At 68.1% G+C, this 15,188-nt stretch carries 14 protein-coding genes; 5 read left to right on the top strand and 9 right to left on the bottom strand.

All coding sequences use genetic code 11. The features are described from left to right. Positions 1 to 86: 86 nt before the first annotated feature. From BN976_RS16125 to BN976_RS16115, 3 genes are read right to left on the bottom strand one after another with little or no spacing between them, the layout of a single operon-like run. On the bottom strand, positions 87 to 1,064 hold the full coding sequence (locus BN976_RS16125; RefSeq protein ID WP_011781114.1) for a heme-dependent oxidative N-demethylase family protein: 978 nt from the start codon (positions 1,062 to 1,064) through the stop codon (positions 87 to 89). Continuing rightward, the gene (locus BN976_RS16120; protein WP_011781115.1) at positions 1,061 to 2,014 is read right to left on the bottom strand and encodes a PDR/VanB family oxidoreductase; all 954 of its coding nucleotides are present in this window, start codon (positions 2,012 to 2,014) and stop codon (positions 1,061 to 1,063) included. The genes BN976_RS16125 and BN976_RS16120 overlap by 4 nt, the downstream gene beginning before the upstream one ends. Beyond that, positions 2,011 to 2,556, bottom strand: a complete 546-nt coding sequence (locus BN976_RS16115; RefSeq protein ID WP_011781116.1) for a dimethylamine monooxygenase subunit DmmA family protein — start codon at positions 2,554 to 2,556, stop codon at positions 2,011 to 2,013. Before BN976_RS16115 ends, BN976_RS16120 begins: the two co-directional genes overlap by 4 nt. A gap of 117 nt (positions 2,557 to 2,673) precedes the next feature. On the opposite strand from BN976_RS16115, the gene BN976_RS16110 reads away from it, so the two are divergent. Beyond that, positions 2,674 to 3,840 (top strand): FAD-dependent oxidoreductase, encoded by a 1,167-nt coding sequence (locus BN976_RS16110; protein WP_011781117.1) that lies wholly within the window; start codon positions 2,674 to 2,676, stop codon positions 3,838 to 3,840. A 61-nt stretch (positions 3,841 to 3,901) separates the two neighbouring features. Here the strand turns inward: BN976_RS16110 and BN976_RS16105 are convergent, their stop codons facing one another. The 6 genes from BN976_RS16105 to BN976_RS16080 form a co-directional block, all read right to left on the bottom strand. Next, a complete protein-coding gene (locus tag BN976_RS16105) occupies positions 3,902 to 4,414 on the bottom strand; it encodes a transglycosylase family protein (RefSeq protein ID WP_011781118.1) in 513 nt (170 codons plus the stop codon). A 230-nt stretch (positions 4,415 to 4,644) separates the two neighbouring features. Further along, entirely contained in the window at positions 4,645 to 4,980 is a 336-nt protein-coding gene (locus tag BN976_RS16100; RefSeq protein ID WP_011781119.1) for a transglycosylase family protein, read from the bottom strand. A 970-nt stretch (positions 4,981 to 5,950) separates the two neighbouring features. Then, positions 5,951 to 6,604, bottom strand: a complete 654-nt coding sequence (mobA, locus tag BN976_RS16095) for a molybdenum cofactor guanylyltransferase (protein ID WP_011781120.1) — start codon at positions 6,602 to 6,604, stop codon at positions 5,951 to 5,953. A 32-nt stretch (positions 6,605 to 6,636) separates the two neighbouring features. Next, positions 6,637 to 7,719, bottom strand: a complete 1,083-nt coding sequence (locus tag BN976_RS16090; protein ID WP_011781121.1) for a 2-oxoacid:ferredoxin oxidoreductase subunit beta — start codon at positions 7,717 to 7,719, stop codon at positions 6,637 to 6,639. Between the two features lie 28 nt (positions 7,720 to 7,747). Further along, positions 7,748 to 9,712, bottom strand: a complete 1,965-nt coding sequence (locus tag BN976_RS16085; protein WP_036371937.1) for a 2-oxoacid:acceptor oxidoreductase subunit alpha — start codon at positions 9,710 to 9,712, stop codon at positions 7,748 to 7,750. A gap of 340 nt (positions 9,713 to 10,052) precedes the next feature. Beyond that, complete coding sequence (locus BN976_RS16080; protein ID WP_011781123.1) at positions 10,053 to 11,063, bottom strand: LacI family DNA-binding transcriptional regulator; 1,011 nt, start codon at positions 11,061 to 11,063, stop codon at positions 10,053 to 10,055. A gap of 91 nt (positions 11,064 to 11,154) precedes the next feature. Here BN976_RS16080 and BN976_RS16075 point away from each other — a divergent pair, with 91 nt between their 5' ends. Genes BN976_RS16075 through BN976_RS16060 form a run of 4 tightly spaced genes read left to right on the top strand, consistent with a single transcriptional unit; the run spans position 11,155 to position 15,174 of the window. Further along, a complete protein-coding gene (locus tag BN976_RS16075; RefSeq protein ID WP_199558958.1) occupies positions 11,155 to 12,321 on the top strand; it encodes a phytanoyl-CoA dioxygenase family protein in 1,167 nt (388 codons plus the stop codon). Further along, entirely contained in the window at positions 12,318 to 13,346 is a 1,029-nt protein-coding gene (locus tag BN976_RS16070) for a Gfo/Idh/MocA family protein (RefSeq protein WP_011781125.1), read from the top strand. The genes BN976_RS16075 and BN976_RS16070 overlap by 4 nt, the downstream gene beginning before the upstream one ends. Then, entirely contained in the window at positions 13,343 to 14,215 is an 873-nt protein-coding gene (locus BN976_RS16065; RefSeq protein ID WP_011781126.1) for a sugar phosphate isomerase/epimerase family protein, read from the top strand. The genes BN976_RS16070 and BN976_RS16065 overlap by 4 nt, the downstream gene beginning before the upstream one ends. Further along, the gene (locus BN976_RS16060; RefSeq protein WP_036371935.1) at positions 14,212 to 15,174 is read left to right on the top strand and encodes a Gfo/Idh/MocA family protein; all 963 of its coding nucleotides are present in this window, start codon (positions 14,212 to 14,214) and stop codon (positions 15,172 to 15,174) included. Before BN976_RS16065 ends, BN976_RS16060 begins: the two co-directional genes overlap by 4 nt. Positions 15,175 to 15,188: the final 14 nt, after the last annotated feature.

The following is a 15,188-nucleotide window of genomic DNA, read 5'->3' as shown; positions in this document are numbered from 1 at the left end:
CGCGAGCAGTCACGAAATCGCCCGAATCCGAGAGGATTCGGGCGATTTTGTGTCCCCCCGCAAGCGGGTGGTACCCAACTCGCGGTTCAGCCCGCGTTGCGCAGCCACGCCACCGCACGGTCGCGGTAGGCGATGATGCCTTTGTAGTCGGCCATGTCGTCGGGCAGCTCGGCCAGCACCGCCGCCGCACGCTGCCGCCACGGTTCGAAGGCGGCCAGATCGGCGAACGGCAGCATGTAGGTGCGGATCAGAAAACAGATCGAGCCCGACTCCGGCAGCCGGATCAGGTGCTGCACCTCGACCCGCAGATGTACGAGACGCCCGAACTCCTCGTCGGAGACCGTCTGGATGGCCGTCCGGTCAGGGCCCCATTCGTGGTACAGCTCGGTCGAAACATCAAGGCGGCGACCGATCGTCAGCGACCAGTTGGTGCGCCGGTACGTCTCTCCCGGCTGCAGCCGCATCAGGAACTCGCGGGCACGGGTGATGACACCCGTCTCCCGCAGCCGCGGCACCGGACCGTGGATCTCCAGGAATGTCATCCCGACGTCGAACCCGAACGACCAGTCGGCGGCGAACGTGACCACGCCGGCATCCCCGAACAGGTCGCCGTCGCGCTGGTCGAGCAGCACGATGTCCTCCTGCACCTGCCCGGCGATGTAGGCCAGCGGCTCGGCGGGCAGGCTCGCCTCGTCACCGATGACGAAGTCCTGGGCGAGACCCAGCCGGTCGTTGCGCCAGCGCCACCCCGTTCCGTGGCGCTGCAGGGACATGGTGTCGGGGTAGGCCGACGCCATCGCCCGCATCAGCGTCAGCATCGCGTCCCAGCATGCCGGTCGCATGTGCGGCAACACCGCGTACCGGGTCGGGTCGGCGGCGAGAATCGCTGCGCGCTCGGCGAGTTCGGTCTCGTACTCGCTGTCGAGGTCGACGACCCGTTCCCCCCAGCGGCCCGCGGGAGTCGGCACCGCCGCGCCGGCCGGCTCCACGTTGGTGCTGTAGCGGTACTCGTCGGCGGCGAACGGGAATGGGAACGTCTCGATCAGATCGGGTGCCGAGATCACAGCTTCAACTCCAGACTTTGGCTCGCGGCCCGGGACACACAGGCCATCATCGAATTGCCCGCACGCTTCTCGTCGTCGGACAGATAGAGGTCGCGGTGTGTGATGGCACCGCCTGACACGGGGACCCGGCATTCGCCGCACACCCCCCGGCGACACAGGTTGGGGATGGCGAAGCCGCGGCTCTCGAGCGCTTCCAACAGCGACACCCCGGCCTCGACGGTGAACTCGTCGGCGGTGGACGGCACTCGCACGGTGAAGGGCTCGCCCGGGTCGAGCGCCCCGGCTCCGAAGTGTTCGAAGTGGATCCGGCTGGCCGGCCATCCAAGTTCCGTTGCGGTCGCCGCGACGAAGTCGATGAACGAGGCAGGGCCGCAGACGTAGAGGTGAGTCCCCAACGGCTGATCGGCCAGGGCGGTCGACAGCTCGGCGACGAATTCCTCGCGAAGGGTGTGGATCGAGGCGTGGTCGGTGAGAGACCGCACCGTGTCGACGTAGGCGCCGCGTCCCGGCCGGTGGATGTAGAGCAGCCGCGCGTCGCGTCCCCACAGCCGGGCGCTGCGCAGATGCGAGACCATCGGCGTGATCCCGATACCCGCTGCCACCAACAGATGTCGGCGCGCACGCAGGATCGGGGCGAACGCGCTGCGCGGTGGGCGGGCGAGCACCGTGTCTCCGACCGCCAGCTCGTCGTGGATCCAGCGGGATCCGCTTGGCGCCTCCCCCGAGGTGCCGGCGCGCAGCACCGAGATCACGTATGCCGCGGGTGCGATTCCGTCACCGGTCAACGAGTACGCGTTGGCGGGCCCATTGCGCGCCCCACACTCGACCACGAGGTGACTACCGGGCGTGAAGGACGGCAGCGGTGCCTCGTCGACGTGGGTGAGCGTCAGCGTCCGGATTCCGGCGATGGTGTCGTCGATCGCAGCCACGGTCAGCTTCAGTGTGGTCATGACCGCACCTGCGCCTCGGCGTCCACCATGAAACCGAGGTGATCTCCCTGCCGTCGTGAAACATGGTAGTAGACAAGAAGATTGCGGGAGCACCCGCCGCACACCACAGTATCCTCGAGCTCGACGGCCGCGGTCGTGACGGCGCGGCAGTGCGCACACCGCACCGAGCGCATGCCTACGTCGGTGGTCGCCACCGCCATCTCGTCGTCGGCGACACCCGCCGCCGTGGCCTCGGCGCGGAGTTTCAGGCACCAGGCCGCCGGGCCGGCGATCATCAGCCGCCACCCGACCCGGGCGTCGGCCAGAGCCGTGCGCAACGCCGCAGACGCCGGGTCGACGGCATCGTCGTCGGGCACCGTATGCACACGCAGTCTGGATTCGCCTCCGGTGGCGGCGATCTCGGCAGTCCACAGGCGCGCCACCTGCGCGCCTGCGTCGCCGACGGCGATGACGGTCCAGAACCGTCCCGACAGGTCGGCGGCGGGCCGGGTCACGGTGGTCGCCCAGATGGGCACACTCGTCAGCTCGAGGGCAGGTCTCATGTCACCTTCCGGTACACCTACGGTTGACAGGGTTGCCCTTCAGGAAACCAGCGGTGCGTTTCGTGGATGTGACCTCGCTGTCTCGTCCACTTGACGGCGCCCCGATAGGGTCGCTGCATGCCGGCCCACACCATCGTGATCGGAGCCGGCATCGCCGGCCTCGCGACCGCCGTCGCGCTGCGGCGGGTCGGCCACGACGTGACCGTGATCGAACAACGCACCGACCTCACCTCGGGTGCGGGCATCAGCATCTGGCCGAACGCGCTGGCGGCGCTCGACCAGATCGGCTTGGGCGACAACGTCAGGCAGGCGGGCGGCCGGGTCACCGCCGGGGCGATCCGCTGGCGGGACGGCACGTGGCTGCGCCGACCCTCCGCCCAGCGCATCGTGCACGCCCTCGGCGAACCCCTGGTCGTCGTGCGCCGCTCGGCGTTGACGGAGATCCTGCTCGACGCGCTGCCGCCGGACACCGTGCAGACAGGGTTGTCGGCGACCGCGCTGTCGATCGCCGCCGCCACGGCCCGCGTCACACTGTCGGACGGCCGGACCCGCGAGGCCGACGCGGTGGTCGGCGCCGACGGCGTGAACTCGATGGTGGCGCGCGCCCTCAACGGGCCACTGCCGAGCCGTTACGTCGGATACACCGCGTGGCGCGGGGTGGCGGCCTACCGCTTGGATCCGGCGTTGGCCGGCGAGACGATGTCGGCAGGCACCGAGGTCGGCCACGTCCCGCTCGGGCCCGATCACACCTACTGGTTCGCCACCGAGCGCACCCGCGAAGGCAGCAGGTCCGCCGGCGGCGAGCACGCCTATCTGACGGCCAAGCTGGCCGGATGGGCCGACCCGATCCCGGCGCTGCTGGCGTCGACCGACCCGGCCGACGTGTTGCGCAACGACCTGTACGACCGCGCGCAACCCCGGGACTGGTCGCGCGGTCCCGCGGTGATCGTCGGGGACGCCGCGCACCCGATGCGTCCCCATCTGGGACAGGGCGGATGTCAGGGGCTTGAGGACGCGGCAATCCTCGCCCGGTTCGTCGGCCTGTCCCCCGACCTTCCGGCGGCATTCGACAGGTTCGGGGCGTTCCGGAGACGGCGGGTGCGTCCGCTGGTCCGGGAATCGGCGGCGATCGGCCGGATCGTCAACCTTCGGCCCGCCTTCCTCAGCGGCGTGGCCAGCCGCGCCAGCGCATTGATCCCGGAGTGGGCGGTGGCGTCACATCTGGCGTCGATCGCGGCCGGTTCGGCGTTCATCCTGCCCACGGCCGGAGACGTCGGCGGTTGACGCGGTGAACCGGCCTGCGAGGACGGTCAGCGCGCCGAGGTGAACCGGCCTGGCAGGACGGTCAGCGCGCCGAGCGCGGCGTGAAGAGGGCGGTGCACATCTTGCGCAGGTCCAGGACGCCACCGAAGACCGAGGTGGGCATCGTGGCGCAGCCGTTGGCCCGCCCCGGGGTCGCCGCAGGAACCGTGGCAGGCACCGGCGCGGTCGGTGCGGTGTTGCCCCACACCTGGGCAGCCATGCCCTTGGCGCCGCACTTCGGCCAGGCCTTCAGACCCTGGGTGCGCAGCACGTTCTCGGCGACGCGGATCTGCTCGTGACGCGGGGCGGCCGCAGGATTGCCGACACCGCCGTTGGCCGACCAGGTGGCCTGCTTGAACTGCAGTCCGCCGAAGTGGCCGTTGCCGGTGTTGATCGCCCAGTTGCCGCCGGACTCGCACTGCGCGATCGCGTCCCAGTTGACGGAATCGGCGTGGGCGGTGGCGGTGGTGCCGTCCATCGCCATCGGCACGACGGCGAGAGCACCGGAGATCGCGGCGGCCATGAGGCCCTTGCTGACAACCTTACGAACGTTCATCTCTGCGGTCCTTCCCCGACCGTTGTGACCCAAGGCCCGCAAGTGAAGTGGTGGAGCGTTCTCACGCTGCGGATATCAGGACTGTCGAGTGATGGACGTCACCTGTTACCGAAGTGGTGAAAGTTTTAGCAGTTACTTATCTGACGTAAGAGGCCTCTGAGAGGCTGGGCCTCAATGGGCAAGAGGCGGCGCCGACCAGGTCGGCACCGCCTCTTGTCAGGTATGGATTGTCAGCCGCGCGCGCCGCAGGACGGCCACGCGCCGATGCCCTGCGTCTGCAGGACGTTGTTGGCCACGCGGATCTGCTCCTCGCGGCTGGCGTGGTGCGGCGAGCCCGAGCCACCGTTGGACTGCCAGGTGCCCATGGTGAACTGCAGGCCGCCGTAGTAGCCGTTTCCGGTGTTGATCGACCAGTTACCGCCCGATTCGCAGGCGGCCACAGCATCCCAGTTGACGCTGTCCGCATTCGCGGTGCCGGCGGCCACGCCGGTGACAACAGCCATGGGCGCCACTGCGAGCGCTCCGGCGATGGTGGCCAGCCCGAACGTTTTGCGGATGTTTTTCAACTTCTGTCCTTTCGCCGAGCGCGCGCCGACCGCACCCGCAGCGACACGTCGGTGTCACGCGGGCGCGATGCCTGACATCAGGCGATGGATGGGTCGTGCCGTCTCGGTCGGGCACAACAGGGGAGGTCACCTCGTACCTCGCCGGGCTCGGAACCCGGCGGCCCGGCGGCTGAATCAGCCACCCTGGCCCCACTCACACGCTGGTTCGTGGTTTTTGAGTTATTTGCTCCGTTAGAAGCCGATTGGGACCGTACAAACCGAATCGCCGAAAGTCATGTCGGTCGAGATCGTGTCGCGAACAGATAACGGAATGATCACAGCGCCGGACAGTCACTGTCGTTGCAGGTCAACCGTTTGTTTGACGGAATCGACGATCCGCCGTCGGCCACGCGCAGACGTGAGCCATATCACCGTGATTTTGTGATCCAGACCACCGGCTCGAGGGAGTTTATCCGCGGCAGCGCCGCGTGAAAACCGCGTTCTGGAGCCACAACCCGCTCAGCAGGGCGGACAGTGCGTGCCACCGATTCGCTGTCGGCTCCGAGCGTCAACCACCTCCACCATCGTCAAAGACGTTGACATGAAGGAGTTTTGGTTTCAGCCCGAGAGGGCACCGGGGCGTCGAAGCACCCGCCCGGCCCGTGGTTACGACGTCTGAATCATCGAAACCACCTGCAATGAGCCGCCTTTCACCCATCGCTTGCCGGCCCCTACCCTCGAAGGCGCCTCCGACGGCAATCTCGCACGACTGCGGGAAAGATGCACGACGCAAGCCGGCCGTGCGCATTTCGGGTGGACGCCAGACCGGCCAACGGCGAAAGACTGGCCAATTGACCACAATGGACCGGCGCCACCCTGGAAAGAACTGGGGCACAGCATGGTTGACTCACGCGATCAGAATTGAGCACGTCCACATCACCCGGAACGGCCGTCATGTATCACGGTCGAACGCCGCCCGATTCGGTGACGTTCAATTCGGTATCGAATTACCGGTACCGGACGCGCCCGTCACAGCAGTTTGCTGGCCCAATCGCGGAGGGAGGATGGCGGCCAGATCGGCGGCCGTGTTCACGTTCGCGAGCGCGGGCTGCTCGGGCAGCACGATCCGCTGTGTGTCCACGGCGTCGACCAGCGCGCGCATACTGCGCTCCCCCGCGTCCAGAAGCGCGGCGACCACGGTGTGCAGCGCCGTGCGGTAGATGCCCGCCAGATAATGGTCACGACCGTCCCACGGCAGCACCACGTCGGCGTTCAGCCGCTCGGCAGGCCCGGCGAGCACGTCGATGATCTCAGGGGTCAGAGCCGGCATGTCCACCGCGCTCACGAAGGCGTGTGAGCGCCCGGCCTCGGCCGCGGCACGCAGCCCTCGGCCGGTCGCCAGCAGCGGGCCGAGGCCACGCACCTCGTCACGAAGCACGACGGCATCCAGCTCCGGCAGCGCCTGGCCGGGCGCGGCGATCACGAACACCGGCTCGCAGCGAGCGCTCACCACCGAGAGGACGCGTTCGACCATCGTGGTGGTCCCGGAGGGACCGTCGAACGGCAGGGTGGCCTTGTCCCGGCCCATCCGCCGCGATGCTCCACCGGCGAGTACGACAGCAGCCAACGGCAGCGATGACGTCACACGGTGACGTTAGCGCAGCTATCGACGCTCAGTCAGTCAACAGTCCAGGTGTCTTTGCCGCGCAACAGCGACTGCAGCGCAGCCGTGTCGTGGGCCTTGGCCTCACGAGCGGTGGCCAGCTGCTGGCGAGCGGCGTCGTCGTACGTGGGCTTGCTGACCTGACGGAAGATCCCCATCACCATGTGGTCGAGGTTCTGCTCGGACAGCCGGGACAGGGCGAACGCGTACGCCGGGTCCTGCAGGGTGGCGTCGTGGACCACGATCTCGTCGGCCGGCACGTCGGCGGTCTTGGCGACCTCCAGCCCGTAGCCGGACTTGACGACGCAGTACTCACCGTCGGCGCCGAAGGTGATCGGCTCGCCGTGCGTGACGTTGATCAGCCGCTCCTCGGCGCCTTCTTTGCGCAGCGCGTCGAACGAGCCGTCGTTGAAGATCGGGCAGTCCTGCATGATCTCCACCAGCGCGGCACCGCGGTGCTGCGCGGCGCCGCGAAGCACCTCGGACAGCCCTTTGCGGTCGGAGTCCAGCGCGCGGCCGACGAAGGTCGCCTCGGCGCCCAGCGCCAGCGAAACCGGGTTGAACGGGTAGTCCAGCGAGCCCATGGGCGTCGACTTGGTGACCTTGCCGGTCTCCGACGTCGGCGAGTACTGGCCCTTGGTCAGACCGTAGATCCGGTTGTTGAACAGCAGGATGGTGACGTTGATGTTGCGTCGCAGCGCGTGGATCAGGTGGTTGCCACCGATGGACAGCGCGTCGCCGTCACCGGTGACCACCCAGACCGACAGGTCCGGGCGTGCCAGCGCCAGGCCGGTCGCGATGGTCGGCGCACGGCCGTGGATCGAGTGGAAGCCGTAGGTCTCCAGGTAGTACGGGAACCGGCTGGAGCACCCGATGCCACTGACGAACGCGATGTTCTCGCGGCGCAACCCCAGCTCGGGCAGGAAGTTGCGGATCGTGTTGAGGATGACGTAGTCACCGCACCCGGGGCACCAACGAACCTCCTGGTCGGTGGTGAAATCCTTGGCCTTCTGCGGCTCGTCGGTCGTCGGGACCAGGCTGGTCTTCGTCAGTCCTGCCGGAGTCAGTCCCAGGTCGCTGCCGATCAGGTCAGTCATTTCGGCTCCTCACCCAAGCGCTCGTCGGTCATGCGTTCGCTCCCACACCAGTCGCCTCGCTCGCCGGGGCCTCGATGGTGGCCGCGGCCAGCCGGGCGAACTTGGCCTTCTCGATTTCCTTTTCGCCGAGCGTGCCCTCCAGCGCGGCGTCGATGATGCCCTCCACCTCGTCGGCGAGGAACGCCATGCCTTCCACCTTGGTCACCGACTGCACGTCGATGAGGTATTTACCACGCAGCAGCAGGGCGAGTTGTCCCAGGTTCATCTCCGGGACCACCACCTTGCGGTACCTGGCGAGCACTTCGCCGAGGTTGGCCGGGAACGGGTTGAGGTGACGCAGCTGTGCGTGCGCGACCTTGATGCCGTTGCGGCGCGCGCGCCTGCAGGCCTCACCGATCGGGCCGTAGCTGCTGCCCCATCCGAGCATCAGCAGCTCAGCCTCACCGCTGGGATCGTCGACCTCAAGATCGGGGACCGTGATCCCGGCGATCTTCTCGTTGCGCAGCCGCACCATCAGGTCATGGTTCTTGGGCTCGTAGGAGATGTTGCCCGAACCGTTGGCCGACTCCAGACCGCCGATCCGGTGCGCGAGGCCCGGGGTGCCCGGCACCGCGAACTGGCGGGCCAGCGTCTCCGGGTCGCGGGCGTAGGGCTGGAACGGCTCGCCTTCCTTGGCGAAGGTGTGCTCGATGGGTGCGTAGCCGCTCACGTCCGGGATCCGCCACGGCTCCGAGCCGTTGGCGATCGCGCCGTCGGACAGGATCATCACCGGCGTGTGGTAGTTGATCGCGATCCGGGCGGCCTCGACGGCGATGTCGAAGCAGTCCGACGGCGACCGCGGCGCCAGCACGGCCAGCGGGGACTCACCGTTGCGGCCGAACATCGCCTGCAGCAGGTCGGCCTGTTCGGTCTTGGTGGGCAGGCCCGTCGACGGCCCGCCGCGCTGGACGTCGATGACGATCAGCGGCAGCTCGGTCATCACCGCCAGGCCGATCGCCTCGGACTTGAGCGAGACACCGGGGCCGGACGTGCTCGTCACGCCCAGCGCACCGCCGTAGGACGCGCCGATGGCGGCGCCGATGCCGGCGATCTCGTCCTCGGCCTGGAAGGTCAGCACGTTGAAGTTCTTGTGTTTGGACAGCTCGTGCAGGATGTCCGACGCCGGGGTGATCGGGTAGGTGCCGAGCACCACCTGCAGGTCGGCGAGCTGACCGGCGGTGACGATGCCGTAGGCCAGCGCCGTGTTCCCCGAGATTTGGCGGTATTCGCCGGTCTGGAGCTTCGCCGGCGACACCTCGTACGTGGTGCCGAACGCCTCGGTGGTCTCGCCGTAGTTCCAGCCGGCCTTGAGCGCCAGCACGTTGGCCTCGGCGACGTCGGGCTTCCGGGCGAACTTCTCCCGGATGAAGGACTCGCTGTGCTCGAGCTCGCGCCCGTACATCCAGGACAGCAGGCCCAGCGCGAACATGTTCTTGGCGCGCTGACCGTCCTTCTTCGTCGCGCCGATGGACTCGACCGCCCCCAGCGTGAGCGTGGTCATCGGGACGGCCTGCACGACGTAATCCGAGAGCTCTTCACTCTCCAGCGGATTGGCGTCGTACCCGACCTTGGCGAGGTTGCGCTTGGTGAACTCGTCGGAGTTCGCGATGATCAGGCCACCGCGGGGCAGATCGGAGACGTTGGCCTTGAGCGCGGCCGGGTTCATCGCGACGAGGACGTCGGGGCGGTCGCCCGCGGTGAGGATGTCGTAGTCGGCGATCTGGATCTGGAACGACGACACACCGGGCAGGGTGCCCTGGGGCGCACGGATCTCTGCCGGGTAGTTCGGTTGGGTGGCAAGGTCATTGCCGAACAGAGCGGCTTCGGAGGTGAACCGGTCGCCGGTGAGCTGCATACCGTCGCCGGAGTCGCCGGCGAATCGGATGACGACCTTCTCAAGCTTCTGCCGAGGCGCTCCGGTGACGTTGCCGGCCGCGTTGCCGTTCTCTCCCACTCGCCTGCCTTCCGTGTTCTCCCCGGGGTGCTGTCGGGGCCGCATCCGGCGAATTTTCGCCGAGCCGCAGGCGACGCAACGCGCCGCCAGCGGTTGTTCACCAAAAGTTTGGTGTCACTGTCAGTACCGATTATTGCACTTCTCTTAGGCGCACCTATACCGGGCGCGCGCGTGGCGTTTCGGCGACGTTCGACAGAATGCACTGTTCAGCGCTGCGTGGGCCGCTACAGTGAGACAAAAGTGTGTTATTCGTCACTTTCCCGGAGGCAACACCCGGCGGTTGAATTCTTAGAAAAAGTTACCAATCAGTAGCTACCAGCTAGCACTGGACGCTATCGCGCTATGGGTGCACGGGCAGGTTGTACGGCGTCACGACCTGGATCGGCACCGGCCGCACCGGTTCCACCGGCAAAGCTCCGCGCTCCTGGAGGATGAGCCGCAGCGCCAGCCGGGCGTCGGCGCGCAGATCGTTGTGCAGCACGGCCGAGATCCGGCCGTCCCTCAGCAACCGCCGGTTGTCGGCGTCCAGGTCGTGGGCGATGAACACCTTGCAGTCGCGGCCGATCTTCTCGAACGCCGCGACGGTCGCGACGTTCCCGCCGCCCACCGAGTACACCGCCTGGACACCGGGGTTGGCGGCCAGCGCGTCGAGCACCAGCCGTTCGTTGGTGGCGTCGATACCGTCGCTGTCGCTGACCTCCACAATCGTGCGCCCGCAGTTGCGCAGTGCCGACCGGAATCCGACCTCACGCTCACCTTCACCACGGAACACCGTGCGGCTCAATGTGATCAGCACATCCGCCGGCGCCTCGCCCAGCCACTGCTGCACGAGGTAGGCCGCCGTCACACCGGCCCCGTGGTTGTCGATACCCACGTAGCCACAGCGAGCGCTCGACGGCACGTCGGTCGTGTAGGTGACCACCGGTACCCCCGAGTCGACCAGTCGGTCGACGGCCTCGGCGACCGCGGGATCGTCCTGTGCCTTGAGCACGACGCCGTGACTGCCGCGGATCCTGCCGAGGGCCTCCACCATCTGCGCCGTCGACCCCGATTCCCACAGGTGGAAGCGGGCGCGCAGCATCGCGGGGGCGAAAGCGGGCAGTTCGGCCTCGACGGCGGCGCGGAACGCGTCGGAGAATCGCCGCGGTGTCTGCATGACCACGTCGATCAGGTAGCGCCGCCCGTTGAGTCGCAGCTGTGCCCGTTGCTTGTCGAGATCGGCGATCGCCTGGTTCACCTCGGCGACGGTGTTCTCGCGGACACCGGGGCGGTTGTGCAGGACGCGGTCCACGGTCGCCTCACTCAATCCGGACTGCTGGGCGATCTCACGGACCTTGTACCGGTGCGCCACTCATCGTCCTTCCACGAGTCCGCCTCTGTGAGGTGTTTTTGAGGGATTTCTGCCGTTGATTGCGGTGCCGATCACAGCAAGACTAAGCGGCGTGGCTGCACCCATCAACACCGAATCAGCGGCGTGGCTCGCAGATTCGGACTTCGATCTCGACGAGTTCCGCGCCCAGGTCGAGTGCGACACCGATCCGGCCGACTACCCGTTCGCCGATGACGTGCGCAGCAATGTTCTCGTCTACTCCGCGACGACGTTGGCGCGCGGGTCCGACCGCCGCGGGCTGCAGGCGGAGTTGATCCGCGCGCTGGACCGCGGACCCGGCGTTGTGGTGTTCACCGGGGCGTTCGACGCCGACGTGGTGGACCGCGCCAGTGAGGCGTTCTTCGCCATCATCGAGGCGCAGCGCAAGGCCGGGGAAGCCGGCGGCGACCATTTCGGCGCGCCGGGCGCCAACGACCGCATCTGGAACGCGGCGCAGAAACTGGCGCTGCACGACCCGCGGGTTTTCGCCGACTACTACGCCAACGACGCCCTCGCGATCATCTGCCAGGCCTGGCTGGGTCCGCGCTACCAGGTCACCTCACAGGTCAACGTCGTCAATCCCGGCGGCAAGGCTCAGGTCCCGCACCGCGACTATCACCTCGGCTTCGTCCCCGAGGAGCACCTGGCCGAATACCCGGCGCACATCCACCGCACGTCGCCGACGCTGACGTTGCAGGGCGCGGTGGCGCACTGCGACATGCCCGTCGACAGTGGACCGACCATGCTGCTGCCCCACTCGCAGCGGTTCACCGGCGGGTACGTCGCGTTCCACCGGCCCGGGTTCCTCGACTACTTCGCCTCCCACCACGTGCAGCTGCCGTTACGCAAGGGCGATGCCGTGTTCTTCAACCCGGCGCTGTATCACGCAGCGGGAGCGAATGTTTCCACCGACATACGGCGGATGGCGAACCTGATGCAGATCAGCTCGCCGTTCGGCCGGGCGATGGAGGCGATGGACCGCACCGCGATGGTGCGCGCCGTCTACCCAGTCCTGCGGGCGATGCAGGCCGCGGGCCGGCCACCGCGCGAGGTGGAGAACGTCGTCGTCGCCACCGCCGAGGGCTATGCCTTCCCCACCAATCTCGACAGCGATCAACCGGTCGGCAGCCTCGCTCCGCCCAGCCAGGTCGACACCGTACTCGACGCACTGGCCCGACACCTCACCGAGGAAGAACTCGACATCGCGCTTCGCGCGCAGAACGAACGGAGAATCCCATGACCACCCTCGGCCTGATCGGACTCGGCCGGATCGGCGCGTTCCACGCCGAAACGCTGACCAACCTTCCGGAAGTCTCCGGCCTGGTCGTCACCGACGAGCGACCGGAAGTGGTCAGTCAGCTCGCGACGAAATACGGTGCCACTCCGGCGAACTCGGTGCAGGAGCTGTTGGCCTCCGGTGTCGACGGGGTGATCGTCGCGGCGGCCACGCCGGCCCACGCCGAGCTGACGCTGGCCGCGGTGGAACGCGGTCTGCCCACGTTCTGCGAGAAGCCGATCGCGGCCACCGCCGCCGAGAGCGCCCGGGTGGGCGAGGTCATCACGCGCTCGGGGGTGCCGGTGCAGGTGGGCTACCAGCGCCGCTTCGACGCGGCGTTCGCCGCGGTCAAACATGCCGTGGACGACGGTTCGCTGGGCGCGTTGCACACCGTCCGCAGCACCACGATGGATCCCGCTCCCCCGCCGATGGATTACATCAAGGGCTCCGGCGGCATCTTCCGCGACTGCGCGGTGCATGACTTCGACGTGATCCGCTGGGTCACCGGGCAGAACGTCGTCGACGTGTACGCCACCGGCAGCGTGCAGGGCGACCCCCGGTTCGCCGAGTACGGCGACGTCGACACCGCGGCCGTCGTGGTGCGCTTCGACGGTGGCGCGTTGGGTGTGGTCTCGGCGGCGCGGTACAACGGGCGCGGCTACGACTGCCGGCTGGAGGTCCACGGTTTCGACGACACCGTGGTCGCGGGATGGGATCAGGGCGCTCCCGTACGCAATGCCGACCCCGATTTCTCCTCTCCCGGCGCATTCCCCGCCGGGCCGCCGCACCACTTCTTCATGGACAGATTCACCGAGGCGTTCCGCGCCGAGCTCAGGGCGTTCGTCGACGTCGTCGAGGGTGGGCCGATTCGCGGCGCCACGGTCGCCGACGCGGTGGAGGTCGCGTGGATCGCGGAGGCCGCCACGGAATCCCTGCGCCGGGGCGTCCCGGTAACGATCGAGTCGGTTCGAAAGGAGACACAGCAGTGAAGATCGCGGGTGCGCCGATTTCGTGGGGGGTGTGCGAGGTACCCGGCTGGGGTTACCAGCTCGACTCGGACCGCGTACTGGCGGAGATGCGGCAGGCCGGGTTGACCGCGACCGAGCTGGGACCGGAGGGCTTCCTGCCCACCGACACCGGGGAACTCGTGAAGCTGCTCGACGGGTTCGGGCTCGCGTGCGTCGGTGGATTCGTGCCGGTGGTGCTGTACAAGGACGACCATGACCCGGCCGACGACCTCGCCGGACCGCTGGAGTCGCTGGTCGCGGCCGGAGCCGGGATTGTGGTGCTGGCGGCGGCGACCGGCCTTGACGGCTACGACGAACGGCCCGATCTCGACGAAAACCATTGGGCCACACTGCTGTCCAACCTGGACCGACTGGCCGGTATCGTCGCCGCACGCGGTTTGACGGCGGTGCTGCATCCGCACGTCGGCACCATGGTGGAGACCCGCGCCGAGGTGGACCGCGTGCTGTCGGGATCCCACATCCCCCTGTGCCTGGACACCGGTCACCTGTTGATCGGCGGGACGGATCCGCTGGCGCTGACACGAGAGGTGCCCGGACGCATCAAGCACGCCCATCTCAAGGATGTCGACGCCGCACTGGCCGCGAAGGTGCAGTCGGGTGAGCTCAGCTACACACAGGCCGTGGCCGCGGGGATGTACGTGCCGCTGGGGTCCGGCGATGTCGACATCGCGGGCATCGTCAAGACGTTGGAGGACAACGGCTTCGACGGATGGTACGTGATGGAGCAGGACACCATCCTCGACGGTGAGCCCCGCGGCGCGGGTCCGCTCGCAGATGTCGTCGCCAGCGTCGCGTTCCTTCAGGGCGCTGCGTCCGGCGTGTCCGCGTGAGCCTGCGGATCGGGATCCTCGGTGCGTCCCGGATCGCCGCGTCGGCGATCGTCGAGCCGGCGCGGGAGCTCGGGCACCGGCTGATCGCCGTCGCAGCGCGTGATCCGTTGCGCGCCCAGGCTTTCGCCGACAAGTACGGTGTGGAGCGGGTGCTGGCCTCCTATCAGGACGTGGTGACCGACCCGCAGGTCGACATCGTCTACAACCCGCTTGCCAACGCGTTGCACGCACCGTGGAACCTGGCCGCGGTGGCGGCGGGAAAACCGGTACTGACCGAGAAGCCGTTCGCACGTGACCGGGGCGAAGCAGCGCGCGTCGCCGCCGCGGCCGATGCCGCGGGCGTCACCGTGATGGAGGGATTCCACTACCTCTTCCACCCCGTCACGCAGCGGGCCCTTTCACTGGCCGGCGACGGCACGCTCGGTGAACTCACCCGCATCGAGGTCCGGATGGGCATGCCCGCACCACAATCCGACGATCCGCGGTGGTCACTGGAGCTCGCCGGCGGGGCGCTGATGGATCTCGGCTGCTACGGGTTGCACGTCATGCGCAGGTTCGGCACGCCCTCGGTGCTCGCGGCGACGGCCGTGCAACGCATCCCGGGAGTGGACGAGCGCTTCGACGCGGAGCTGGTGTTCCCCTCGGGCCTGACCGGTCTGACGACGAACTCGATGGTGGACGACGAGTATTCGTTCACGCTGCGGCTGATCGGTACCCGCGGAGAAGCGTTCGTGCACGACTTCATCAAGCCGCACGACGACGACAGGCTGACCCTGCACACGGAGGACGGCACCACCGTCGAGCGCCACGGCACGAGAACGTCTTACACCTATCAGCTGGAGGCGTTCACCGACCATGTCGAGCGCGGCACGCCGATTCCGCTCGACACCGCCGACGCGGTGGCCAACATGGCCCTGATCGACGAGGCCTACCGCGCGGCGGGCATGTCACCGCGTTGACGCGCAGACGCAGG

Source organism: Mycolicibacterium austroafricanum, assembly GCF_000612725.1.
Lineage (GTDB): Bacteria > Actinomycetota > Actinomycetes > Mycobacteriales > Mycobacteriaceae > Mycobacterium > Mycobacterium austroafricanum.
This window is presented reverse-complemented; position numbering and strand designations above follow the sequence as displayed.